The sequence below is a fragment of the Candidatus Symbiopectobacterium sp. NZEC127 genome (assembly GCF_025962675.1).
In the GTDB taxonomy this organism is placed as follows: domain Bacteria; phylum Pseudomonadota; class Gammaproteobacteria; order Enterobacterales; family Enterobacteriaceae; genus Symbiopectobacterium.
In genome coordinates this window covers 34,504-60,450 of record NZ_JAGFPG010000008.1, presented here as the reverse complement: position 1 = coordinate 60,450, position 25,947 = coordinate 34,504, and the positions used below count along the sequence as shown (strand labels likewise).

Here is a 25,947-nt window from a genome sequence, read left to right as displayed (position 1 = left end):
AAAGGTTGCGCGAGATTATAGATAGCCGCCAGCATAAAAACCAGTATTTATCCACGTAATCGCTGTATACCTCTTGCTTTTGCCCTCGAAGTGCCGGGTAAAGACACCCTAGCACAAAGCGGAAAATAACGGCCATACCGGTTACTTAGCGCAAAGCATCAATGAGATATTCTGATTTTTTCATTTTTTAAAGCACAAAATACCGGGGCCATCGATAATACAAATTGAAGATGCATCAATAGAGAAGGAAAGTGATATTCTGTCGCTGACGTGCCGATTGCGGCGGCACACCCCGAAACGTTTAACTTGCAGTCCTTACGCACCTGATGCGCAGACGGGTCTGCTAACGAGGAGACGCTAATCGTGTCTGAACTGTCTCAACTTGCTCCCCAGCCTTTGTGGGATATTTTTGCCACCATCTGTTCCATTCCCCATCCTTCGTACCATGAAGAGGCGTTGGCACAGCACATTTTAGCCTGGGTAGAAGGGCGTAATATTCACGCCGAGCGCGACGCCGTGGGCAATATCCTGCTGCGTAAAGCCGCGACGCCGGGGCTGGAAAACCGCAAAGCGGTGGTATTGCAGGCGCACTTGGATATGGTGCCGCAGAAAAACAACGACACCGTACACGATTTTACCACTGACCCTATCCAACCTTATGTGGATGGTGACTGGATCAAAGCGCGCGGCACCACGCTGGGCGCCGATAACGGTATTGGCATGGCCTCGGCACTGGCGGTGCTGGCTGACGATCGCGTGAAACATGGTCCGCTGGAAGTGCTGCTGACCATGACGGAAGAATCCGGTATGGATGGCGCTTTTGGCTTGCAGCCCAACTGGTTGCAGGGCGACATTCTGATCAACACCGATTCAGAAGAAGAAGGTGAAGTGTACATGGGCTGTGCCGGCGGGATCGATTTTATCACCCGTCTGCCGCTGACGCGTGAAGCGCTGCCCGCAGGCCTTTCCACGTTCAAACTGACGCTGAAAGGGTTAAAAGGCGGCCACTCCGGCTGCGATATTCATTTGGGGCTGGGTAACGCCAATAAGCTGCTGGCGCGTTTTCTGTTCCAGCATGCCGCGAAAACGGATATTCGCGTGCTGGATTTAAACGGCGGCACCCTGCGTAACGCCATTCCGCGTGAAGCGTTTGCCACGCTTGCCGTTCCGGCGGGCAACGTCACCGCGCTGAAAACGCTGGCAGAGCAATACCTGGCAACGCTGCAACACGAACTGGCCGCCGTGGAGAAAAACCTGACGCTGGTGCTGGAAGAAACCACCAGCGATGCCCTGCCGCTCACCGCCGAATCCCGCGATCGCCTGCTGGCATTGCTGAATTCCACCCCGAATGGCGTCATCCGTATGAGTGATGAAGTCAAAGGTGTGGTAGAAACTTCGCTCAATCTGGGCGTAGTCACCATGAACGCTGAACAGGCAGAAATCGTCTGCTTGATCCGTTCGCTGATTGACAGCGGTAAAGATGCCGTGGTCGGAACGTTGACGGCGTTAGGTCAGTTAGCGGGCGCTCACACCGCGCCGAAAGGCGGCTACCCGGGCTGGAAGCCGGATGCCCATTCACCGGTGATGCAGTTGGTGCGTGAAACTTACCAGAAGCTGTTCGACACCACGCCGAACGTCATGGTTATTCACGCCGGGCTGGAGTGCGGGTTGTTTAAAAAACCCTACCCGAACATGGACATGGTTTCTATTGGGCCCACCATCACCGGACCGCATTCACCCGATGAGCAGGTACATATCGCAAGCGTAGGCCGCTACTGGCAACTGCTGACAGCACTGCTGGCAGCCATCCCAGAAAAAGCCTAAGCACGGCGCGCCGGGGCATTTACGGCTACCGGCGCGTTGTTGACTTCACGCCCCGTTACTCCAAATTCAGCAGCAGTTGGCGTTCCATTTGCGGATCAAGCAACGTAACGTGCAACCCAACCAGCCTGACGCCTCGCGTCTGACGCCGTTCTTCCCAGGTTTGCCGTGCCAGACGCAGCAAATCCTGCTTATTCAGTTCGGGCCACACGTGTTCCTGCGTGGTCTGGCAAAAATCATCAAACTTCAGCTTTACGCCCTGACGGGCGATATGCAGATCCGGCTTCACCCGCCGCAGGCGCAATTCCAGCTCCTGATAGAGTTGTTCTACCAGCCCCTCACATTCATGCCAGTGGTGGATATCGGCGGCCAGCGTCTTTTCCACCCCCACGGATTTACGTAAACGATCGGGAGAAACCGCGCGCTCATCAATGCCATGGCAGCGCTCCCATAACACACGGCCAAATTTGCCAAACTGGCGCAGTAATTCGGCCAAATCGTACTGCCGCACATCCGCGCACGTGTGCAACCCCTTCTCTTCCAGCCGCTTTGCCGTCACCTTACCCACGCCGGGGATTTTTTCCAGCGGCAACGCCAGCAGAAAGGCTTCCATGTTGTTGGGGGTAATCACGAACTGGCCGTTAGGTTTATTCTGTTCCGATGCCACCTTGGCAAGAAACTTGATGGGAGCCACGCCCGCGGATGCCGTGAGCTGTAACTCATTGGCGATCGTCTGGCGAATGTCCTGAGCAATCAGCGTCGCTGAGCCGTTGCACAGTGGGCTGTCTGTCACATCCAGATAGGCTTCATCCAGCGAAAGGGGTTCTATCAGCGTGGTGTAGCGGGAAAAGATATCGCGAATCAGGCGCGAGGTAGCTTTGTACACCTCCATACGCCCCGGCAGAAGCTTAAGCTGAGGGCACAAACGCAACGCGGTCGCCGTCGCCATGGCGCTGTGCACGCCGTAGCGGCGCGCGGGATAGTTGGCGGTGCTGATCACGCCCCGCCGATCCGCACTGCCACCAATCGCCAGAGGGATGTCGCGCAGGCGCGGATTATCACGCATTTCAATGGCGGCATAGAAGCAATCCATATCGACATGAATAATTTTACGCATACACCCTCCAATTACTGTACAAAAATACAGTAATAAAAAACGGTATGCAAGCAACATTAACCAGGCGTGTGTCCATCTCCTGTGTCAGCAGGAATCAACATCACCAGTTTGAATTCCTGATGCAATGCCGGATGAAAAGTCTGCTGCTGATAGGTTATCTCCTGGCCTGTGGTGGCGTGGTGAAAGCGCCGCTCGCCGCCTTCGCGCGCCATCACCGCTTGTTGCGTCCACCAGCGCTCAAATTCACGGCTATCCCGACACAATTGCATCACCAGCTCACGCATCATCTCCTGGGAATAATGGCTCGATTCGGCGCGAAATTCCGCCACCACGCGGCGAGCGCGTTCGGGCCAATCCACTACCAGCTGCTTTGCCAGCGGGTTAACAAACATAAACCGCAACAGATTGGGTTGAGGCTCCTCCCCTAACCAGCCGCGAAACAGCCCCTGTGCCTGCGCATTCCAGTCCAGCACATTCCACACGCCATCCAGCAGATAAGCCGGACAATCCATATACTGCAACGCCGCCGTCACCTGTGCGCCAAGCGGCAAAGCCTCTGGCTGTTTGTCCGGATCTTTAACATTCGCCAGGTTAAACAGATAGTCACGCGCTGCGGGTGCAAGCTGTAACGCCACAGCCAACCGCGCTAGCGCAGCAGGAGAAACGGAGACCTCACGCCCCTGTTCTATCCAGGTATACCAGGTGGTGCTGATGCGGCTCAACTGCGCCAACTCCTCACGGCGCAAACCGCTGGTGCGTCGCCGCCCCGCAGCGGGTAGCCCGACCCTCTCGGGAGCGAGCATTTCACGCTGTGCACGCAAAAAAGCCCCTAATGCCTTTGGACCACTCAGTGAGCCATTACTCATGTTCTCTTGACCGTGTTGGTTAGCGATACGTTGGTTAACACAAAGGTTGTTAATCAAACTAGCACTATTCTATACCAGTATAAATGTTCATATTGTACCCGTATCAGGGGCTGCCTATAGTAACAACAACCCGGGTCATTCAGGTCGACGTAGCGCTGCGTCTTACCTTCGTCAACAGCATGAGAGCCATGATGAAAACTACACCGAATCACCATCAGCACGTCGTTGAACAATTTGGCGCACAGGCGCAGCACTATTTAAACAGCGCGGTGCACGCGCAAGGGACCGATCTCACCTGGCTGGCAGAGCGCCTCGCGGCATTTCCCGCTGCACACGTTATTGACGTGGGGTGTGGCGCAGGCCATGCCAGCTTCGTGGCCGCGCAGCAGGTCGCCCGTGTAACGGCCTACGATCTTTCAACGGAGATGCTGAGCGTCGTGGCACAGGCGGCACAGCAAAAGGGGCTGAACAACATCCAGACTCAACATGGCCCTGCGGAGTCCCTGCCCTTTGCCAGCGCCAGCGCCGATGTGGTCATTAGCCGCTATTCAGCACACCACTGGCACGATGTAGGGCGGGCATTGCGTGAAATCCATCGGGTATTGAAGCCGGGAGGCACCGTGATTCTGATGGATGTGGTTTCGCCGGGCCATCCGGTGCTGGATATCTACCTGCAAACGGTGGAAATGCTGCGCGACACCTCACATGTGCGTAACTACGCGCCGGGTGAGTGGATGACGCTGCTGACCGAGTCCGGTTTTGCCATACGTCAGCTTCAGGCAGACAAGCTGCCGCTGGAGTTCAGCAGTTGGATTGCCCGCATGCGCACACCGCCGCATTTCTCCACCGCGATCCTAGCGCTGCAAAAAACCTTGTCCGCAGACGTCATCGACTATTTTGCGATTCAAGCCGATGGCTCATTCAGCACGGACATCATGACCATTGAAGCGCAGCGCGCATAAATAGGGCTGACACATCAGGTGACAATGTTTTTTCCTGTCAATACGCTTGAAGAAATGCAGAGAAAAAGCAGTGTCACCGTTTTCTTAACGTAAAAATGCCGTTTTGCTGCTTTTCTCGCTTGATAAAAATAAACGCAATGATAATGTGACTGCGCCTGTCTCACAAAAAATGAGCAGGGCAGCGGCTATCGTTTGTCACACAGCTTTTACCATCAGGATTAATAATGCAAAAAATCGCGCTGTCTATTGCGATGTTGTTTTTTTTGCCATCCGTCGTTGTTACCAGTGTCGCCAGTGAACCGGCTCCCATAGCAAAAGAATTAAAACAACAATTATTAGGTTCACCGATCTATATTCAGATCTTCAAAGAAGAGCGGATACTGGAACTGTACGCCAAGGTAGGAAATGAATATCGCCTGCTTGATCACTACCCCATCTGCAAATATTCCGGCGGATTAGGGCCCAAGCGTGTCGAGGGCGATCTGAAAAGCCCGGAAGGTTTCTATCAGGTTGATCTGCGTCAGTTAAAACCCGACAGCCACTACTACAAAGCGATCAACATTGGTTTTCCTAATGAATACGATCGGGCGCAGGGCTATTCCGGTCGCTATTTGATGATTCACGGTGAATGCGTCTCTGTTGGCTGTTATGCCATGACCAACAACTATATCGACGAAATTTACCGTTATGCTGAAGCGGCGTTACGTAATGGACAAACCAAAATTGATTTGGCGATATATCCTTTCCGTATGACCGAAACCAACATGCAGCGCCACCGTAATTCCACCTACAACAGTTTCTGGCGTCAACTTCAGCCGGGTTATGCGTATTTCAACCAGAATTATCAGCCACCGTTAATCACGGTAAATAACGGACAGTATGTGGTTAATCCCTCCGTTATCAGCAGTGAAAAACCATCACGCTACGCGTTCACCCAAACAAAATAGCACGAACTCACCTGGCATAATTTGATGCCAGGTTTCATTCCCCGTCAGCGGCTGCGTCGCCAACACGGTCACCACATCATTAGGCGTGGTTTGCTGCTGAAAATCGATTTCCACATCCTGATCCAATAGCGTCGCCTTGCCAAAAGGCGCGCGCCGCGTGATCCAGTAGAGTTTGGTGGAACAGTACCCCATCACAAAGCGTCCGTCAGACAGCAGCATGTTGAACACGCCTTTGCTTCTCAGCACCTCGGCTTGCGATGCGATAAAGCGGAACACCGCGGGCCAACGGGTGGGCGAACGCGGATAACGTTGCGCCAGCTGATTGAGCAGCCAGCAGAAGGCGTACTCGCTGTCGGTTTGTCCCACGGGACGGAAATGGCCGGTTTTCAGCCCGCGATATCCTTTCAACTGACCGTTATGGGCGAACGTCCAGTTACGTCCCCACAGTTCGCGGGTAAAGGGATGGGTATTTTCCAGCGTGACCGCGCCGCGATTCGCCTGACGAATGTGCGACACCACGGCGCAGGATTTAATCGGATAATCCTGCACCAGACGGGCGATAGGAGAGTTGAAGCTTGGTAACGGATCTTTGAACGTACGACAGCCATTACCTTCATAAAAGGTAATGCCCCAGCCATCTTTGTGTGGCCCGGTGCCGCCGCCGCGCTGTATAAGCCCGGTAAAGCTGAAACAGATATCTGTCGGTACGTTTGCGCTCATCCCAAGCAGTTCACACATGTCCCCTCCTACCCCCCTTACTGCTGGCAGTTCGACGAGCTTACTGCCCGTTTGCCATTTCTTTTTCAACTAACTGGATCAGGATATGAATCGCTTTGATGTGCACTTCCTGAATACGGTCAGCATAACCGAAGTGCGGTACGCGAATTTCGACATCCGCCGTGCCCGCCATTTTGCCGCCGTCTTTGCCGGTCAGGGTAATGACCTTCATGCCTTTGGCACGAGCGGCATCAATCGCTTTGATGATATTACCGGAATTGCCCGACGTGGAAATCCCGAGCAGCACATCCCCTTCACGTCCCAGCGATTCTAGGTAGCGAGAAAACACGAAATCGTAGCCAAAATCATTACTCACGCAGGAGAGATGGCTAGGATCGGAGATAGCAATCGCCGGATAGCCAGGGCGGTTCTCACGATAACGACCGGTCAATTCTTCGGCAAAATGCATAGCATCGCAGTGCGAACCGCCATTGCCGCAGGAAATCACTTTGCCACCCGCCTTGAACGCATCAGCCAGCAGCACTGCCGCATTCTGGATAGACTGAATATTCGCGTCGTCACTCAGAAAAGCGTCCAGCGTAGCCGCAGCCTCTTTCAGTTCACTACGGATTAAGTCCTGATACATAGGATCCTCTCGTTTTGTTCGGTAACAGGCGATAACTCTGCATCGCACGGGAGGTGCGCGCAGAGGGAATGCTGGCAGTGTAACGGATCGTGGAAACCGCGAGAAGTATGCTATGCCGCAATCAAGACAATTGCTGATGTTTATCACTGCTGGGGTAAAAACGCACCAGTTTGTGAGTTAAGTTGTAATTGCGTTGTAAATAAATTGATAAAAAACACGCGATGCACTACACACTATACACATACAGGTCAGACCTCTTAGCAGATGTTTGCCGTAGTGATAACAGCATTGAGTGGGATGCGCGCAGGCGCAACGTGAACGGATCGGATTAACGGCCGATGACAACTCTGGAGACGAACTATGGTCGCAGTCAGTATTCTTGTTTTGCTGATAATGGTGGGAGCCCTGTTTTATCACCGGGTGAATCTGCCGCTCAGCGCCGCGTTGCTCGTGGCCTACTTCGCGTTGATGGGTGCCGGTGGACTGTGGTCCTACTGGTTGTTGTTGCCACTGCTGGTGGTGTTGGCACCACTGGTGGTGACCGCGCTGCGCCAAAAGGCACTGTCGGCCCCTGCCCTGCGGGTGTTTAAAAAGGTGATGCCTGCCATGTCAAACACCGAGAAAGAGGCCATCAACGCCGGGACCACCTGGTGGGAAGGCGAACTGTTTCGCGGTGCACCGGACTGGAAGATGCTGCATAACTATCCGCAGCCGACATTGACAGAAGAAGAGCAGGCGTTTCTCGATGGCCCGGTGGAAGAAGCATGCAGGATGGCAAATGATTTCCAGATAACCCATGAACTGGCCGATCTGCCGCCGGAGCTGTGGGCGTTCCTCAAGCAGCACCGCTTCTTCGCCATGATCATCAAAAAGCAGTACGGCGGGCTGGAATTCTCCGCCTACGCGCAGTCTCAGGTACTGCAAAAACTGGCGGGCGTTTCCAGCATTCTGGCAATTACCGTCGGTGTACCTAACTCGCTCGGCCCCGGCGAACTGCTGCAACATTACGGCACCGAGGATCAGAAAGATCACTACCTGCCACGTCTGGCGCGTGGTCAGGAAATTCCCTGCTTCGCACTTACCAGCCCGGAAGCCGGCTCCGATGCGGGCTCAATTCCTGACGTTGGCATCGTTTGCTACGGCGAATGGCAAGGCGAGCAAGTGCTGGGTATGCGTCTGACCTGGAACAAACGCTATATCACGCTGGCACCGATTGCCACCGTGCTTGGGCTGGCGTTCAAGCTGCACGATCCCGATCACCTGCTGGGTGATGAAGACGATATCGGTATTACCTGTGCGCTGATCCCAACCAACACCCCCGGTGTACAGATTGGCCGCCGCCACTTCCCGCTTAACGTGCCGTTCCAAAACGGCCCGACGCAAGGGGAAAACATTTTCGTGCCGCTCGATTACATTATCGGCGGCTCGAAAATGGCCGGTCAGGGCTGGCGTATGCTGATGGAATGCCTGTCGGTGGGGCGCGGCATTACGCTGCCGTCAAACTCGACGGGTGGCATGAAATCCATTGCACTGGCAACCGGAGCTTATGCCCACCTGCGCCGCCAGTTCAAAATCTCCATCGGTAAAATGGAGGGGATTGAGGAGCCGCTGGCGCGTATCGCCGGTAACACCTACGTGATGGATGCCGCCGCGACGCTGGTGACCGTAGGCATCATGCAAGGTGCCAAACCGGCGGTGCTCTCCGCCATTGTGAAATACCACTGCACCCATCGGGCACAACGCGCTGCGCTGGATGCCATGGATATCACTGGCGGTAAAGGCATCTGCCTTGGTCCTTCCAACTTCGTGGCGCGCAGCTATCAGGGCTCCCCCATCGCGATTACCGTGGAAGGGGCTAACATCCTGACGCGCAGCATGATTATCTTCGGCCAGGGTGCCATTCGCTGCCATCCCTACGTGCTCAAAGAGATGGCGGCGGCGCAGGACGACAACCTGACCCGCTTCGATCGTGCACTGTTTGGTCATATCGGGCATGTCGGCAGCAATCTGGCGCGTAGCCTGTGGCTGGGGCTCAGCAATGGGCATTTGAGTCAGGCACCGACCAAAGATGCCACCCGTCACTACTATCAACGGATAAATCGCCTCAGCGCCAACCTGGCTCTGCTGGCGGATGTGTCGATGGCGGTGCTGGGCGGCGATTTAAAACGTCGGGAACGTATCTCCGCTCGACTGGGCGATGTGCTGAGCCAACTTTATCTCGCCTCGGCGACGCTGAAGCGCTTTGACGACGAAGGCCGCCAGCAGGCCGATCTGCCGCTGGTACACTGGGGCGTGCAAGATAGCCTGCATCAGGCCGAAGTGGCCTTGCACGATCTGCTGCGTAACTTCCCGAACCGTGCGGTGGCAGCAACGATGCGCATCGCGCTATTCCCGCTGGGCCAGGTCAGTCCGGCACCGAGCGATCGTCTGGATCATCAAGTCGCCAAGCTGCTGCAAACGCCAAGCGCCACGCGCAGCCGGTTAGGACGCGGTCAATACCTGACGGCCAGCGAACACAACCCGGTGGGTCTGCTGGAACAGTCATTGCTGGATGTGATGGCCGCCGAACCGATCCACCAACGGTTGTCGAAAGCGTTGGGTAAATCCCTGCCATTTATGCGGCTCGATCAGTTGGCGGAGCAAGCCTTGGCAGAAGGCGATATCACTGCGGAAGAAGCGCAGATTTTGATCCGAGCTGAAGCGAGCCGATTGCGCGCTATCAATGTGGATGATTTCGCGCCTGAAGCGCTCGCTGCTCATGCACCACAAACCAAACCGGCAACCAAAAAATCCGTTGCCGTCGCCTGATAACCCGCCGGGCTGCTCTCGCAGTCCGGCGTTTTCCATTCTTCGCCCTCGAAGCTAAATTACCGCATTGCACGTATCATTATCCTGCTCAGTATCTGCGCGGAGTTTGAAGCGCCTCCGAGAAACCCAACGCCATTGCCCGGATAATTCCTCTTTTAGCTGAGAGGAAAGGATCGATGAGCACCCGTTTCAGTGGGTTACGTAAAGGCCTCAGTTGGATGTACCCACGCCGTCTACGCAACCAGCTCATTATGATTGCGGTGTTCATGGTCACGATCCCCACCCTCACCATCGGTTATGTCGTCGAGACCGAAGGCCGGGCGGCACTGCTGCAAGAGAAAGAGAAAAAGCTCTCTGCCATTACCCATCTGCTGGATGAAGCGCTGGGGGACAGGTTCACGCATTTTGCCACCCTCCCCCACGCTGAGCGTATTCAAGCGCTCAATCAGGAGTTAGCCCCGATCACCGAGAGGATCACGCGCGCTTTTAACGGCGTCGGCGCAGGCTATTACCACCGTGGGCTGGACGCTATCATCACCTATGCCCCTTCGGCACAGTTTCAGTCCAACGTCGGTGTCACGATCAACGCCGACCACCCCGGCAGAGAAGTCATGTCCAGCAATCAGCCCAAGGTCTATTCCGGCAAGCAGGTGCGTGGCAACATCATGAATTCCATGCAGCCTATCAGCCGCGATGGCAACGTGATTGGTTATATCTGGGCCAATGAGTTATCGGAAGATATCAGCCAACAGGCACGGCGCATGGATATCAATATTGTCTCGGTGCTGGTACTGGGTTTGCTGGTGAGCCTGTGCCTGATTATTCTGCTCTCTCGCCGTTTCAGTACCAGCATTGACGTGATTGCCCACGGACTGGAAGATCTGGCGCAGAATCTCAATACCCGGTTGCCGCCCCTATCGGGAGACTTGGGGAAAATTTCACACAGCGTCAACGCGTTGGCGCAGGCGTTGCGCGAAACCAAAACCCTCAACGATCTGATTATCGAAAGTGCCGCCGACGGCGTGATCGCCGTGGATAAACACGGCAATGTCACTACGATCAACCCTGCCGCTCAGGAGATCACCGGCTATCGGCAGGATGAGTTACTGGGCCAACCGTATGCCAAAATATTCTCCAACACACATTTTGACAGCCCGGTGCTGGATACGCTGCAAAAAGGCACCGAGCACGTCGCGCTGGAGGTGAGCTTTCCCGCCCGGGATCGTACGATAGAACTGAGTGTGACCACCAGTCAGATCCATAATGCCCATAATCAGCTGGTTGGCGCGTTGGTGATCTTCTCCGATCTCACGGCACGTAAAGAGGCGCAACGGCGGCTCGCGCAAACAGAGCGGCTGGCTACGCTGGGTGAACTGATGGCGGGCGTTGCCCACGAGGTGCGTAACCCACTGACCGCCATTAAAGGCTACGTCCAGATCCTCAAGCAACAGGACACCGATCCTATCCATCAGGAATATATCGCCATCATCCTGAAAGAGACCAACTCCATCAACCGGGTGATTCAGCAACTGCTCGATTTCGCCCGCCCGCGTCAGGGCTATTGGCAGTTGGTCAGCCTGAACCAGCTTATCGAAGAGTGTCTGGTATTGATCCAAACCACTGGACTGCAAGCCCGTATCGACGTGAGCAAAGATCTGGCACCTGACCTCGAAGAGATCGAAGCCGATGGCGAACTGCTGCGGCAAGTGATCCTCAACATTTTGATCAATGCGGTACAGGCCATCAGCGCGCGCGGGCAAATCGCTATTCGAACCTGGCAGGTGGACGATGCGCGTCAGGCGGTCACTATCCGCGACAGCGGCTGCGGTATTCCCGAGCAGCATAAAAACAAGATTTTCGATCCCTTTTTCACCACCAAAGCGTCGGGCACCGGCCTCGGGTTAGCGCTCAGCCAGCGCATTATCAATGCGCATCAGGGAGACATTCAGCTTAGCAGCGCTCCTGAGCACGGCACCGCCTTTACCCTTTTGCTACCGATTCACCATCAGGGAAATACGCCGCAATGAAACAGACTTACAGTATCCTGATCGCCGATGATGAAGAGAATGTGCGCCGTATGCTCACCACGGCATTTTCGCTAGCCGGTCAGCAAACATTTTGCGCCAGCGATGGTCGCGAAGCGGTGCGGACCTTTATCGATCACACGCCGGACGTGGTATTGATGGATATCCGCATGCCGCGACTCAACGGCATCGAAGCGCTGCAACAGATGCGCCAGCATCACCCTAAAACGCCCATCATCCTGATGACCGCCTACGCTGCCGTGGAAACCGCCGTTGAGGCGTTACGCCACGGCGCGTTCGATTACGTGATCAAACCCTTCGATCTCGATGAACTGACGCTGATCATTCAGCGAGCACTGCAACTTCAGGCGATGAAGCAGGAGATTCGCCATTTGCATCAGGCATTGAGCGACAGTTGGCAATGGGGGCACATACTGACCAACAGCCCACGCATGATGGAGATCTGCCGCGACACGGCCAAGATCGCGCTCAGTCAGGCCAGTGTGTTGATCAGCGGTGAAAGCGGCACCGGCAAAGAACTGATCGCCCGCGCCATTCACTACAACAGCCGACGAGCCAACGGCCCCTTTATCAAAATCAACTGCGCCGCGTTGCCGGAATCGTTGCTGGAAAGCGAGCTGTTCGGCCATGAGAAAGGGGCCTTTACCGGCGCGCAGGTGCAGCGGCAAGGACTGTTTGAGCGCGCCCATCAGGGAACACTGCTGCTGGATGAAGTGGGCGAAATGCCGCTCAATTTACAGGTAAAACTGCTGCGCGTGTTGCAAGAACGCGAGTTTGAACGGGTAGGAGGACACAACACGGTAAAAGTGGATATCCGTATCATTGCAGCCACTAACCGCAACCTCGCCGCGATGGTCGATAGCGGCGATTTCCGGCAGGATTTGTTTTATCGCCTGAATGTGATCCATCTGGAAATTCCCCCGTTACGCGAACGCCAGCCAGATATTGCGCTGCTAGCCAATCACTTCCTGCAAAAGTTCTGTGCGGAAAATCAGCGCGAAATCATTGATATCGATCCGGCAGCGCTGACGGCTCTGCAAGCCTGGCACTGGCCGGGCAATATTCGCGAGTTATCGAATGTGATTGAGCGTGCGGTGATCATGAGCACCGGCGTGGTGGTTTTCGCCGACGATTTGCCAGCACAGCTGCACAGTGCAGCCACCAGCGCCGATGGGGAAAAGCCGCTACAGTCATTCACTCAGGGTGAGTCCAGCCTGAAAGAAGAGATTAAACGCTACGAGAAGCAGGTGATTATTTCCACGCTGGAAAAACATCAGGGCAACCGCACCCACAGCGCATTACAGTTGGGTATCAGCCGCCGGGCGCTGATGTATAAACTGCAAGAATACGGCATAGACACCCTCCTTCCGAAAACGGACGCCTGACCCGCCTTTGCCTGAGAAGGAATTTGCGCACTGTGCAAATTCCTTCTCACTTCCCGCCGCCTACCTGACACCGTTTACGGTTAAAGATACAAAACCAACTCATTGAAAAAAATCATAAATAAAAAATTTATTGCCTGAAAAACACAGCTGGCACCCGCCTTGCTATTCCCTGCCCGTACCCACTTCGGCGTATACAAAGGGAAAAATAATGAAAGATAAACATCTTACCTTACCGCAGGCTAGCCGCTTGTTCCGTGATGGCATGACCATCATGGTGGGCGGTTTTATGGGAATTGGCACGCCCCCCCGTCTGGTTAACGCGTTACTCGATTCCGGCGTGCGCGACTTGACGCTGATCGCCAACGACACCGCGTTCGTCGATACCGGCATTGGCCCGCTGATCGTCAACGGCCGGGTGAAGAAAGTGATCGCCTCCCACATTGGCACCAACCCGGAAACCGGTCGCCGCATGATTAACGGCGAAATGGAAGTGCAACTGGTCCCGCAGGGAACCCTTATCGAGCAGATCCGTTGCGGCGGTGCCGGGCTGGGCGGCGTGTTGACGCCAACAGGGGTTGGCACCGTGGTGGAAGAAGGCAAACAGCGGATCACGCTGGATAACGTCACCTATCTGCTGGAACGCCCACTGCGCGCCGATTTAGCACTGATTCGCGCCCATCAGGCCGATGCGCTCGGCAATCTGACCTACCAACTCAGCGCCAGAAACTTCAACCCGCTGCTGGCTCTCGCCGCAGATATCACGCTGGTCGAACCAGATGAGCTGGTCGCTATCGGCGACATCGAACCGGATCGGGTGGTCACGCCCGGTGCCCTGGTTGATTACATCATTACCCCCGAGGAGCGTTAATCATGGATGCCAAACAACGTATCGCGCGCCGCGTGGCGCAAGAACTGCAAGATGGCGATGTGGTCAATCTGGGGATTGGCCTGCCGACGCAGGTGGCTAACTATCTGCCGGAAGGCATTGATATCACCCTGCAATCAGAAAATGGTTTTCTTGGCCTCGGCCCGATAACCGAGCCGCATCCCGATCTGGTCAACGCGGGAGGGCAACCCTGCGGCATTCTGCCCGGCGCAGCGATGTTCGACAGCGCGTTCTCCTTTGCTCTGATCCGTGGCGGCCACGTGGATGCTTGCGTACTGGGCGGCCTGCAAGTGGATGAAGAGGCCAACCTGGCTAACTGGGTTGTTCCCGGCAAGATGGTGCCCGGCATGGGCGGCGCGATGGATTTGGTTACCGGTGCGAAGAAAGTGATCATCGCCATGGAACACTGCGCCAAAGACGGTAGCGCAAAAATTCTTAAACGCTGCACCATGCCGCTCACCGCACAGCATGCAGTGCATATGCTGGTCACTGAATTGGCGGTATTCCGTTTTATTAACGGTGCCATGTGGCTCACCGAAATCGCACCGGGCCACGACGTGGACAGCATTCGCGCCAAAACCGAAGCGCACTTCGACGTGGCTGAACCGCTGCAACCGATGTGGCAAGCCACTGTCGGGGGTGATGCATGATAGGGCGTATCTCGCGTTTTATGACGCGCGTCGTCAGCCGCTATCTGCCCGATCCGCTGATTTTCGCCATGTTGTTAACGCTGATTACCTTCGGCGTGGCGCTCTGGCTCACGCCACAAACGCCGCTCAGCATGGTGAAACTGTGGGGGGATGGTTTCTGGAATCTGCTGGCGTTCGGCATGCAGATGGCGCTGATCATTGTCACCGGCCATGCGCTGGCGAGCTCACCACCGGTCAAACGGCTGCTGCGTCTGGCGGCTTCCGCCGCCAAAACGCCGGCACAGGGCGTGATGCTGGTGACGTTCTTCGGCTCCGTCGCCTGCGTGATCAACTGGGGCTTCGGTTTGATCGTCGGTGCGATGTTTGCGCGCGAAGTGGCGCGCCGCGTGCCTGGCTCGGACTATCCGCTCCTGATCGCCTGCGCCTATATTGGTTTTCTCACCTGGGGTGGCGGTTTCTCCGGCTCAATGCCTCTGCTGGCGGCAACACCCGGCAATCCGGTAGAGCATATCGCCGGTCTGGTGCCGGTGTCTCACACCCTGTTTACCGGTTTTAATCTGTTTATCACGCTCGGCCTGATCATCGTCATGCCGTTTGTGACCCGCATGATGACGCCGCGACCCAGCGATGTGATAACCATCGATCCTGCGTTGTTAAAGGACGATACCGACTTCCAGAAAACCTTGCCTGCCGATGCGCCGCCTTCTGAACGTTTGGAAGAGAGCCGCATTCTGGCACTGATTATCGGCGCATTGGGTGTCGTCTATCTGGGCATCTACTTCGCGGAGAAAGGGTTCAACATCACCATCAACACCGTCAACATGATGTTCATGATTGCCGGTCTGCTGCTGCATAAAACCCCCATGGCCTATATGCGGGCTATCAGCGCCGCGGCGCGCAGTACCGCCGGTATTCTGGTGCAGTTCCCGTTCTACGCCGGTATTCAGCTCATGATGGAACATTCCGGACTGGGCGGTCTGATCACCGAATTTTTCATCAACGTCGCCAATAAAGACACCTTCCCCGTCATGACCTTCTTCAGCTCTGCGCTGATCAACTTCGCTGTGCCTTCCGGCGGCGGCCACTGGGTGATTCAAGGGCCCTTCGTGATGCCTGCGGCACAAGCATTAGGTGCCGATTTGGGCAAATCAGTGATGGCTATCGCCTATGGCGAGCAGTGGATGAACATGGCCCAGCCCTTCTGGGCGCTTCCCGCGCTTGCCATCGCAGGGCTGGGCGTGCGCGACATCATGGGGTATTGCATCACTGCGCTGCTGTTCTCCGGGGTGATTTTTGTCGTGGGTTTGACGTTCTTTTAACGTCGCGGTGATGAAACAGAGGAAAAAAACATGAAAAACGTCGTTATCGTGAGTGCAGTACGTACCGCCATCGGCAGTTTCAACGGATCGCTTGCCGGTGTGAGCGCGGTCGATTTGGGGGCTACCGTTATCAAGGCGGCATTAGCGCGCGCCAGCCTTGATGCGGAACGTGTCGATGAAGTGATTATGGGCAACGTGTTGCAAGCGGGCCTGGGGCAGAACCCGGCGCGTCAGGCGTTGCTGAAAAGCGGGCTGGCAGACACGGTGTGTGGCTACACCGTCAACATGGTGTGCGGATCGGGACTGAAAAGCGTGGCGTTAGCCGCTCAGGCGATTCAATCCGGTCAGGCCACCACGCTGGTGGCGGGTGGCATGGAAAACATGAGCCAAGCCCCTTACCTGCTTGATGCCAAAGCGCGCTGGGGCTACCGTCTCGGCGATGGGCAGTTGTCAGACGTTATCCTGCGCGATGGCCTGATTTGCGCCACCCACGGCTATCATATGGGCATTACCGCAGAAAACGTCGCCAAAGCCTATGACATCAGCCGCGCCATGCAGGATGAAGCGGCGCTCATCTCCCAGCAACGGGCGGTTGCGGCCATTCAATCCGGTGCGTTCGCTGCCGAAATCGTCCCCATCACCGTCAAACAACGCAAAAAAGAGGTCGTGTTCCACACCGATGAGTTTCCCAAAGCGGATTCTACGCTGGAAGGGCTGGCAGCACTGCGTCCGGCCTTTGACAAAGCGGGCACCGTGACCGCCGGGAATGCCTCGGGCATCAATGACGGGGCAGCGGCGCTGGTGATAATGGAAGAAGACACCGCGCGGGCTGCCGGGCTGGCGCCACTAGCGCGTATCCGCGGTTATGCCAGCGGCGGTGTCGCCCCGGCGCTGATGGGCATGGGCCCCGTGCCCGCCACGCAAAAAGTCCTGCAACAGACAGGATTGCAGATTGACGATTTCGATCTGATCGAAGCCAACGAAGCCTTTGCCGCCCAGTTCCTGGCGGTAGGCAACACGCTGAAGTTCGATCGGGAGAAAGTTAACGTCAACGGCGGAGCAATGGCGCTCGGCCACCCGATTGGCGCCAGCGGCGCGCGCATTCTGGTGACGCTGCTGCATGCGCTGCGGGCGCGTGATAAAACGCTGGGGCTGGCAACGCTGTGCATCGGCGGCGGCCAGGGCGTGGCACTGGCCATTGAGCGTCTTGACTGATTTTACGCTGCCACATCAGGGATAACGCAGCGGTAAACCGGCGGCAGCCTATGCGTCGCTTCGCAGAGGCTTGCCGCTTCATTTTTAACCGTAGTGCAGACAGAAACCAACTATACCGGCGTTGACCTGCCGGAGAACTTCTTATCAGTACAATAGTTTCCTTTTCCCAAGCAGAGTCCATGGAGAAGGTTTTGCATCAACATCACGATTTCTCTTTTACGCGTGTTCCCCTTTCAGCCAGGCATAATCTTTTCATTCTGATCATGGTTCGTATCGGAATTATGACGGCACTAGGACAGTTCATGCTAGGTGCTCTGTTAGGCCACTCGATGCCGTTTCATCAAGCAATGCTAGCCACTTTTCTGGGCAGTATGCTGCTGGAAGTGGTCAGTTTAGGGCTTGGAATTGCTGCCGCTCGTGAAGGCTTATCAACAAGTTTATTGGCACTATGGGGAGGATTTGGCCGTTATGGATCAGCGTTAGTCAGTGTGTTAATCGCGTTAAGTTTGATTGGTTGGTTTGGTGTGCAAAACGCGATTCTCTCTCATGGTGTGAATTATGCACTGGATAATCAACCCGGATTTACGATGAGCGCTGTGATATCTGGATTAGGGATAACCGCACTGATGATTTTTGGATTCCGTGCCTTAGGATGGATTGCTGTTATCACCGTCCCATTGTTTATGCTCGTGGTCGGCTGGATCGTGATTAAACTTTTATCAGGATATGATTTGATGCAGCTGGCGACGAGTTTTCCCAGTGGTGAACCCATGACCTTGGGAATGGCCGCAACTGCGGTTGCCGGAGGCTATATAGTTACGGCTACAACTACTGCGGATATCGCTCGTTATTGCCAAAAAAGTAATCACGTATTTTGGATGGTTACGGTATCGATAATTGTCGGTGAGTTATTTATCAATGGTATTGCAATACTCATCGCCCACGCCATGAATACTTCTGATGTAGTCACTATCATGACACAAAGTGCGGGTTGGCTGGGTCTCTTGGCCGTAATCTTGTCGGCTGTAAAAATTAATGATTCCAATCTTTACTCTTCTACGCTTGCGCTTGCTAATGCCATAGAACGTGTTAGCAAGCATAGGATGTCTTATGTTAAGTTAACGATTATTCTAGGTTTCACAGGCACTTTGTTGACTATTGCGGGTATTTTGGAGAAATTTACCCATTTTTTAGTATTACTGGGTATTGTTTTTCCTCCCATTGCTGGCGTAATCCTGTGTGATTATTTTTTACTAAAGAATCACAAGAAAGAACTCGATCTAAGTCGTGACAATCAATGTCTTCCTGATCCCGCCATGCTTCCCGCCATAGGTTGGTATGCTATCATTGCGTGCCTATCGGGTGTTTTGGCAGGGTTGATAATAACTGTTGGGATTCCTTCATTAAATTCTTTATTAATCTCCATCATGGTATACAGGGGACTTCATTTACTCCCGTGCTTAGGGAAAACAAAGTGATTCTTCTTGATATCAAGGCAATAGAACATATTTGCTATGGTGCTTCTATTTTAGCGAGTGGTGGTGGGGGTGATCCTCATCTTGGAAAGATTATGGCCCAGCAGGCAATTGAAAAGCATGGGCCAATTAGGTTAATCAGCATCGAAGAATTACAGCCAGACGATATTTTATTGTCAACAGGGATGATAGGTGCACCAACCATCATGATGGAGAAAATTCCTAATGGGGAAGAATCCATCCTCGCATGCCGTCGAGTAGAGCAACACCTGAGAAAATCGATAACGGCAATTTACCCAATCGAAGCAGGTGGAATTAACTCTTTGTTACCCTTAGCAACTGCATGTCGTTTAGGTTTGCCAGTCTTGGATGTGGATGGCATGGGACGTGCTTTTCCTCAATTCCACATGACGACTTTTTACCTTGATAATATTAATGCATCACCCTTTATCGTTGTCGATGAGAAGCTTAACACGGTACTTATTGATGCTGTAGATGGTTATCAATCTGAGATATTTGCCCGAGATGCCACTGTAAAAATGGGAGGCGCTGCGATTTTTGCTGCTTATCCCATCTCCCCCATTCAAGCAAAAAAATCGGGAATTGCAGGAACGATTAGCTTGATGAAAAACATTGGTGAAAAGATGCAGCAAGCCATTTCCAATAAAGACAACCTGGTAAATACCCTAATTAATCTGCTTCAGGGTCATGTTTTGTTTCGTGGGAAACTGAACCGAGTGAATCAGCGAAGTGAAGGCGGTTTTACTTATGGGCATGCTGATTTTAGTGGTTTGGACAATAAGAAAAAAAATTTTAAGGTGTTATTCCAAAATGAATATTTGCTAGCGCTAGAAAATGACAACCCCTTGTGCATGACGCCTGATTTAATTATTATTATTGACGAAGATTCTGGCATTCCCATTCTTGCCGAAAAATTAAGCTATGGAATGAATGTGGTTGCTATTGGTGTGCCAGCCAATAATAAATGGCGTAGTCAACGTGGTATTGAAGTTTGCGGGCCACGCTATTTTAAATACCCGATGGATTACTCCCCTGTCGAAGATTGTATAAAGGCATACAAATGACGTATTGCATAGGAATTGATGTTGGCGGGACACATGTTGACGCTGTCTTATTAGATTCGAGAGGCGAAATTCTTGCCAAGACTAAGCAGATAACGACATCTAATGTCATGTACGCTGTAGATAAGGCTGTTGAAGCGTTACTGGTTAATCAGTCAATTAATCGATCACTTATTAGCCGTGCCATGTTGGGCACTACGCATTGTACTAATGCTATTGTTGAGCGCAAAGGGCTAGAGGCAGTTGCCCATTTTCGGCTCGGATCACCCGCAACGTTGGCTGTTTCTCCTTTAACCGATATGCCATTGGAATTTCGGAATAACATTGAAGTTTATTGGTTTTCTGTTCCGGGTGGATATCATTATGATGGCCAGCAATTTGCTGAGTTAGACGAAAAAATCCTGCGAGAGCAGCTTTATTCAATCAAGGGGGTAGTAAAAGCAGTATCGGTCTGTGGCTTATTCTCCCCAGTAATAGACAAACAAGAGCGGAGGGTCGAGTCTTTGGTAAAGGGAATTCTGGGGGCTTCAATTCCGGTTTCTTTGTCGTCTCAAATTGGCACTATTGGTTTGCTGGAACGAGAGAATGCAACCATCCTTAATGCAGCATTATGTAATGTTGCAAGTAGTATCACGGATGGATTTGAAAAAACGCTAACTCGGCATCACATCAAGGCTGAACTCTATTTTGGGCAAAATGATGGTACATTAATGTCACTTAGCCAGGCCAGGCTATTTCCCATTTTGACGATTGCTTCAGGCCCAACGAACAGTATATTCGGTGCAGCCAAGCTGGCAGATTTACAAGAGGCAATAGTGGTAGATGTTGGTGGAACGACAACCGATGTTGGCGTCTTGAAGGGAGGTTTCCCCCGTCAATCATGTTTATCGGCAGAGATTGGTGGCGTGAGAACTAATTTTCGTATGCCAGATATTACTTCTATTGGTCTTGGTGGAGGTTCAATTGTAAAAATAGAATCTGGCAATGTTATTAAAATTGGCCCCGAGAGTGTTGGTTATGAACTACCTGATAAAGCACTTGTTTTTGGCGGTGATATTCTGACTGTTACCGATATAGCAGTGGCTATGGGATGGGCAACTATCGGAGATATCAACAAAATTTCGCATCTTTGCCCTGAACAAGTGGCAAAAATTGCTGGCTGCTATGTCTCTATGTTAGAGAAAATCCTGGAGAAAATGAATAATACTGCCAATGCGTTACCCGTTATTCTTGTGGGAGGAGGTGCTGAGGTTTTGCCAATGCAATTAAAGGGCGCGTCAAAAGTTATAAAACCACAACATTCTGGTGTCGCTAATGCGATTGGTGTTGCAACAGCTCAGGTTAGCGGTAGTGTTGATATGATAGTTTCTACTGAAAATAAAAAATTAGACGATTATTTAGAAAAAGCGGAGAATATGGCGACCAAAGAGGCAATAAAAAATGGGGCCATGCCTGATTCAATTAGAATTGTTGAGCTTGAATCCTTACCACTTGGCTATATGTCAGGCAATACAATAAGGATAAAAGCCAAGGCAGTAGGAACATTAAAGTAATGTATTTCATACCCGACAAGGTAGGCAAACAGAAGACAGCATATCCAACACTGTACTTTCTTGCTTTAGTATTTTTTGCGGAAGATAGCGATCAAGGTTATTTTTCTGACAATAATTAATAAATTCATAAGATGAATGAACCCCCGCTTTTTCATATATTATTTGTATCTTATTTTCTATTGTTTTGGGTGTTAGCGATAGAAAGCGAGCAATAAGTTTACTACTCATTCTCTGTAAGAGGCAAAAAAATAATATCAAGCTCTCCTGTAGTGAAAATCGGATCTGGTGAGTAAAATAGAAAATAACCTGGCTCAGCGTTAAATATGAGCTTCCCCGGCAATGATGAATTTTCTACTGGCCGGGCATGAAATATAGTCCCTACACATTCTGTATTTTTCTTATCATAAAGAGGATATTTATCAAAATAATAGGGCAGCATTATTTGATCTTTCCCATAGGGATGAATTTCGATAGAACAGAGTCGATCTTTCTTTTCTATAGTTTGACGATCATGCTGTTGAAAATGAGAAGCAAAATCAGCTATAGGCGACGGCAATTCATTGTCAAGTAGCCCAATAATTGAAAAAGTGTCAGGATTGATGTTTAGAAGATCGTAATAAGCCAGGTTGCCGTAGATATAACGTGAGTTAATATCCTTGAATCCCCAAGGCTCTGCTGATGAATCCCATAAAAAGAGTAATTGAGGAGGGATTAAGGCTATTTTCTTCCTTGGATTAGCATGAGATTCCTTTAAGTCCTTCATAGTAAAGTTCCTTTTTAATCCAATTGATTTATCTATTCGTTAGGTATCGTCCCTGATGACTTTTAAGAATATTCACCTGATAACATTTCGGAACATTAAGGTTTATTAAATATCTTGTCAAGCATAATGCTATAGTTTTCCAATATAAATAGGTAGCCATTAAGAGAATATTGACTTTGTTTTTGACTTGCTTTGCAATTAATCATTTTCTCCGGGAAGAGCGTATAGACCTGTTGGTATCATTGATCCAATAACAGATGTCAGGAGAGAAGATGTTTATTTACCGTGTGGATAGCGGGTAAAGCGTTGAATCTGGGAAAAATAAACAATCCATCAAGTTCTGAACGTACCGAAGAAAAGAGAAAATGGGTGCATAGGGTAATGACTACGATTTTGCGAAAAACTTAATACAGAGCTAACATGCTGTTATTGTTTTTCTTTATTAAAACCCATAATTATCTTATATAAAAATATAAAAGACAAGGGTAGATTTTACACTGATCCTTCATGGGTTAGTTGAATATATTAACCCCATTCACGGCAAAGATGTTCAGTAACACCAGGGAATCAGTAATAATAGGTTATAAGCCAGCGACTGGTAGCAGGTACACTCACACCAGGGAAAAGAGCCAGCCACCGTTGCTTATACCACACAAATAAAGAAGAAGGTCGGTATGATGCTCCGCCAGAGCATCATACCGCCTGTGCATTTGCGTTACGCGCCGCTCTGCCGCACCCGCGCCAATAGCGCAGCGACATCAGGGATATCACCCGCAGTCAGAATCAACGTTTTCCCCAATTCAACGGCATGACGCTGGCAGGCATGGCGCGCCTGCGGCTCCGCGATGTTTGCCAAATCGGCAACGTGCGAGAAACCTATCGCGCGCCGAATCAACTCCGTACCGGCGTAACCGAGGGTGTCCTGCCACACGTGTTTAAGGAACTGCTCTGCGTACCCTGACTCCACCAGCGCCGGATCGCGACCATGTTCGTCAACCAATGCGCTAAAGCGCACAGAAAAGGCGTGCCACAGCGCCGTGATATCCTGTAAACGGTTGTCGCGCGCGGCGGCGGCTTCTCGAGGGGCCAGCAGCCCAGGCAGGCCACAGAAATTCAGTAACAAATTACCCAACACGGTTCCGATATCAAACCCGATGGGCCCATAGAAACCGAATTCCGCATCAATCACTTTCAGCGTCGTCGGCCCTACAAAAATCGAACCACTGTGAATATCCCCGTGTAACAGTGCCTCTGCGTTCGCCAGAAAACGGTGCTTGAGCGCCGCCACGGCGCGCTTCAGTGCGGCATCACGCCACAGCGCTTCCACCGTTGGGCGCAACTCGGCATCAAAGCGGTTACGTTCATGGTCACGATAGGGATCGGTAAAGAACAGATCTTCGGTGATCTGGCACAGTTCAGGGTTGATAAAGCGTGCCACCGCCGCTTTTTTCTCATGCGGATGCTGATAAAAATCAGAGGTGTGAAACAGCGTCTGCGCCAGATACTCCCCCACCTGCGCCCCCGCATGTGGATAGGCCTGTCCATCCACCAGCTCGCGCCGCCAGATGTGCAGATGGGAAAGATCCTCCTGCACCATCACCGCTAACTCAGCATCATGATGCAGCACCTTAACTGTGTGCTGCGGGCAATATTGCGCATGCACCAACAGGGTTTCCGCTTCAATACGCGCCCTGTCGAGGGTTAACGGCCAGGACTCCCCAACGCAACGCACATAGGGCAACGCCTGTTTGACAATGACGCGGCTCACGCCCTGCGTATCGCGGATTTTAAACACCAGATTGAGGTTGCCATCGCCAATCTCATCGGCAGTCACCAGCGCCTGCGGGTCCGGCACGGCACCAAATTGACGGGCATATTCAACGGCATCTGCCGCGCTAAAGGTACGATACAGGGACATCACCACCTCTTCTTGTGACTCGACCATCGATTAATTCGCTATCCGCCGTCCGGTTTTAGACATAAAAGCGTTTGGACGTCTATACTTCTGTTTTTCATATTGGCAGAATAAGAAAATCAACGCAATACGCAACAGGAATTTAACGAGCTATGCAGAGCTTTAACACCCTGAGCATTAAGGTGACGAATAATCAACTTTGGATCCTTGACCAGCAGGCTTTACCACAGGAAACGGTGTGGCACCCCAGCCCGGATGTGGCGGCGCTGGTTGAGCATATCCGTACTCTGCGGGTGCGCGGTGCACCACTGATCGGGCTCTCTGCCAGCGTGCTGTTAGCGCTGCTGGCGGAAAATGGCATGCCAGTCACCGCGCTTGAGCAGGCATTGGAAACCCTGCGCGCCGCGCGCCCAACCGCCGTGAATCTGATGAACAATCTGGATCGCATGAAACGGGCTTTGGCACAGTCTCAGCATGTCCCGGCACTGGTGCAGGAAGCGTTGCGTCTGATCGAGGAAGATCGCGCCCTGTGTGAACAGATTGCTCAGCACGGAGCCACATTGGTCAAACCCGGCAGCCGCCTGCTTACCCACTGCAATACCGGAGGGTTAGCTACCGCAGGCGTCGGCACCGCCATCGGGGTGATTCACCGCGCACACCGTCAAGGGCATGTGGAACAGGTCTGGGTGGATGAAACGCGGCCCTTGTTACAAGGGGGGCGGCTGACCGCCTGGGAGTTGGGGGAATTAAACATTCCCTATCGTTTGATCTGTGATTCGATGGCTGCCACCCTGATGGCGCAAGGTCAAGTCGATGCCGTGTGGGTCGGTGCCGATCGCATTGCCGCAAACGGTGATATTGCCAACAAAATTGGCACCTACAGCCTTGCGGTGCTGGCCCATTATCATGGCATTCCGTTCTATGTCGCCGCGCCGCACACCACGCACGATGCGGCCTGCCCGGATGGCAGCGCGATCCCCATTGAGCAGCGCGCCGCCAGCGAGGTGACCGGCGTGGCGGGCAGCTTTGGCGCTTGCCAGTGGGCACCGCAAGACGCACAGGTCTATAACCCAGCTTTCGATGTCACACCCGCGTCACTGATCAGCGGTTGGGTGCTGGATAGCGGCGTAATCACGCCCGAGCAGGTGCAAGCAGGGATATTTACTCAGGCATTGCGCTAGTCCCTTTCCTCCAGCCGTTGGCTGGAGGAAAAATCAACACGGCTATGCCAGTTTCGGATAGGCATCGGCAATGGCATCACCGGTGAAGTGCGCCACCCAACCGTCTGGATTATCGAACAGGCGAATCGCGGTAAAATGCGGCTCGGAGCCCATATCGAACCAGTGCGCCGTGCCGGCGGGTACCGACAGCAAATCATTCTTCTCACACAGTATCTGGTAAATCTTGCCGTTCAGGTGCAGGCAGAATAGCCCGGCGCCTTCAACGAAAAAGCGCACCTCATCTTCGCTGTGCGTATGCTCAGACAGAAACTTGGTGCGCAACGCGTCTTTCTGCGGATTGTCGGCACGCAGACTGATCACGTCCCAGCTTTGGTAGCCTTTTTCTGCCACCAGTTTATCAATTTCATGCTGATAGGCCGCCAGCACTTCTTCCGCCGACGGAGAGGCGCTCAGTGTACGATCGGCCTGCCAGCGTTCAAAACGTACGCCAATCGCGGCAAGCGCCGTCTGGATAGCGTCCGCATCGCGGCTGTCCCATACCGGTTGGCTGGCGTCATTGTCGTTAAAAATGGTTAATGCACTCATGGCAAGACT

At 52.9% G+C, this 25,947-nt stretch carries 21 protein-coding genes; 14 read left to right on the top strand and 7 right to left on the bottom strand.

Annotated elements, in window-relative coordinates:
• Window positions 1-363 precede the first annotated feature (363 nt).
• Window positions 364-1,824: a beta-Ala-His dipeptidase gene (pepD, locus tag J5069_RS21610; RefSeq protein ID WP_264645777.1), complete on the top strand. Its 1,461-nt coding sequence runs from the start codon at window positions 364-366 to the stop codon at window positions 1,822-1,824.
• A gap of 55 nt (window positions 1,825-1,879) precedes the next feature.
• Here pepD and dinB read toward each other — a convergent pair whose 3' ends face one another.
• Complete coding sequence (gene dinB / locus J5069_RS21605; RefSeq protein WP_264626189.1) at window positions 1,880-2,938, bottom strand: DNA polymerase IV; 1,059 nt, start codon at window positions 2,936-2,938, stop codon at window positions 1,880-1,882.
• Window positions 2,939-2,994: 56 nt separating this feature from the next.
• On the bottom strand, window positions 2,995-3,804 hold the full coding sequence (locus tag J5069_RS21600) for a helix-turn-helix transcriptional regulator (protein WP_264645776.1): 810 nt from the start codon (window positions 3,802-3,804) through the stop codon (window positions 2,995-2,997).
• A gap of 191 nt (window positions 3,805-3,995) precedes the next feature.
• Here J5069_RS21600 and J5069_RS21595 point away from each other — a divergent pair, with 191 nt between their 5' ends.
• Window positions 3,996-4,766: a class I SAM-dependent methyltransferase gene (locus J5069_RS21595; RefSeq protein ID WP_264645870.1), complete on the top strand. Its 771-nt coding sequence runs from the start codon at window positions 3,996-3,998 to the stop codon at window positions 4,764-4,766.
• A gap of 224 nt (window positions 4,767-4,990) precedes the next feature.
• On the top strand, window positions 4,991-5,713 hold the full coding sequence (gene dpaA, locus J5069_RS21590; protein ID WP_222157967.1) for a peptidoglycan meso-diaminopimelic acid protein amidase: 723 nt from the start codon (window positions 4,991-4,993) through the stop codon (window positions 5,711-5,713).
• Here dpaA and J5069_RS21585 read toward each other — a convergent pair.
• Together J5069_RS21585 and lpcA are read right to left on the bottom strand one after the other, a co-directional pair.
• The gene (locus tag J5069_RS21585; RefSeq protein ID WP_264645775.1) at window positions 5,684-6,451 is read right to left on the bottom strand and encodes a class II glutamine amidotransferase; all 768 of its coding nucleotides are present in this window, start codon (window positions 6,449-6,451) and stop codon (window positions 5,684-5,686) included. The two genes, dpaA and J5069_RS21585, sit on opposite strands and share 30 nt — an antisense overlap.
• A 40-nt stretch (window positions 6,452-6,491) precedes the next feature.
• Complete coding sequence (gene lpcA, locus J5069_RS21580; RefSeq protein WP_264645774.1) at window positions 6,492-7,076, bottom strand: D-sedoheptulose 7-phosphate isomerase; 585 nt, start codon at window positions 7,074-7,076, stop codon at window positions 6,492-6,494.
• 360 nt (window positions 7,077-7,436) lie between these two features.
• Between lpcA and fadE the strand changes: the two genes are divergently transcribed.
• From fadE to J5069_RS21530, 10 genes are all read left to right on the top strand, one after another.
• The gene (gene fadE, locus J5069_RS21575) at window positions 7,437-9,884 is read left to right on the top strand and encodes an acyl-CoA dehydrogenase FadE (RefSeq protein ID WP_264645773.1); all 2,448 of its coding nucleotides are present in this window, start codon (window positions 7,437-7,439) and stop codon (window positions 9,882-9,884) included.
• Between the two features lie 176 nt (window positions 9,885-10,060).
• A complete protein-coding gene (gene atoS / locus J5069_RS21570; protein ID WP_264645772.1) occupies window positions 10,061-11,911 on the top strand; it encodes a two-component system sensor histidine kinase AtoS in 1,851 nt (616 codons plus the stop codon).
• Window positions 11,908-13,314 carry an acetoacetate metabolism transcriptional regulator AtoC gene (gene atoC / locus J5069_RS21565; protein WP_264645771.1) on the top strand — a complete coding sequence of 469 codons (1,407 nt, stop codon included), beginning with the start codon at window positions 11,908-11,910 and terminating at the stop codon, window positions 13,312-13,314. The genes atoS and atoC overlap by 4 nt, the downstream gene beginning before the upstream one ends.
• Before the next feature lie 208 nt (window positions 13,315-13,522).
• Complete coding sequence (gene atoD / locus J5069_RS21560) at window positions 13,523-14,182, top strand: acetate CoA-transferase subunit alpha (RefSeq protein ID WP_264645770.1); 660 nt, start codon at window positions 13,523-13,525, stop codon at window positions 14,180-14,182.
• 2 nt (window positions 14,183-14,184) lie between these two features.
• Window positions 14,185-14,850 carry a 3-oxoacid CoA-transferase subunit B gene (locus J5069_RS21555; protein ID WP_264645769.1) on the top strand — a complete coding sequence of 222 codons (666 nt, stop codon included), beginning with the start codon at window positions 14,185-14,187 and terminating at the stop codon, window positions 14,848-14,850.
• Window positions 14,847-16,169: a TIGR00366 family protein gene (locus J5069_RS21550; RefSeq protein WP_264645768.1), complete on the top strand. Its 1,323-nt coding sequence runs from the start codon at window positions 14,847-14,849 to the stop codon at window positions 16,167-16,169. The genes J5069_RS21555 and J5069_RS21550 overlap by 4 nt, the downstream gene beginning before the upstream one ends.
• Before the next feature lie 30 nt (window positions 16,170-16,199).
• Window positions 16,200-17,384: an acetyl-CoA C-acetyltransferase gene (locus tag J5069_RS21545; protein WP_264645767.1), complete on the top strand. Its 1,185-nt coding sequence runs from the start codon at window positions 16,200-16,202 to the stop codon at window positions 17,382-17,384.
• 179 nt (window positions 17,385-17,563) lie between these two features.
• A complete protein-coding gene (locus tag J5069_RS21540) occupies window positions 17,564-18,862 on the top strand; it encodes a cytosine permease (RefSeq protein WP_264645766.1) in 1,299 nt (432 codons plus the stop codon).
• Window positions 18,859-19,944 carry a DUF917 domain-containing protein gene (locus J5069_RS21535; RefSeq protein ID WP_264645765.1) on the top strand — a complete coding sequence of 362 codons (1,086 nt, stop codon included), beginning with the start codon at window positions 18,859-18,861 and terminating at the stop codon, window positions 19,942-19,944. Before J5069_RS21540 ends, J5069_RS21535 begins: the two co-directional genes overlap by 4 nt.
• Entirely contained in the window at window positions 19,941-21,494 is a 1,554-nt protein-coding gene (locus J5069_RS21530) for a hydantoinase/oxoprolinase family protein (RefSeq protein ID WP_264645764.1), read from the top strand. Before J5069_RS21535 ends, J5069_RS21530 begins: the two co-directional genes overlap by 4 nt.
• Window positions 21,495-21,714: 220 nt before the next feature.
• On the opposite strand, the gene J5069_RS21525 is transcribed toward J5069_RS21530, so the two are convergent.
• Together J5069_RS21525 and mtnK are read right to left on the bottom strand one after the other, a co-directional pair.
• Window positions 21,715-22,257 (bottom strand): PAS domain-containing protein, encoded by a 543-nt coding sequence (locus J5069_RS21525; protein ID WP_264645763.1) that lies wholly within the window; start codon window positions 22,255-22,257, stop codon window positions 21,715-21,717.
• Between the two features lie 715 nt (window positions 22,258-22,972).
• Window positions 22,973-24,175, bottom strand: coding sequence for an S-methyl-5-thioribose kinase (mtnK, locus tag J5069_RS21520; RefSeq protein WP_264645869.1), 1,203 nt, complete (start codon window positions 24,173-24,175; stop codon window positions 22,973-22,975).
• Window positions 24,176-24,324: 149 nt separating this feature from the next.
• Between mtnK and mtnA the strand changes: the two genes are divergently transcribed.
• Window positions 24,325-25,353, top strand: a complete 1,029-nt coding sequence (gene mtnA / locus J5069_RS21515) for an S-methyl-5-thioribose-1-phosphate isomerase (protein ID WP_264645762.1) — start codon at window positions 24,325-24,327, stop codon at window positions 25,351-25,353.
• 42 nt (window positions 25,354-25,395) lie between these two features.
• Here the strand turns inward: mtnA and J5069_RS21510 are convergent, their stop codons facing one another.
• Complete coding sequence (locus J5069_RS21510; protein WP_264645761.1) at window positions 25,396-25,938, bottom strand: 1,2-dihydroxy-3-keto-5-methylthiopentene dioxygenase; 543 nt, start codon at window positions 25,936-25,938, stop codon at window positions 25,396-25,398.
• Window positions 25,939-25,947: the final 9 nt, after the last annotated feature.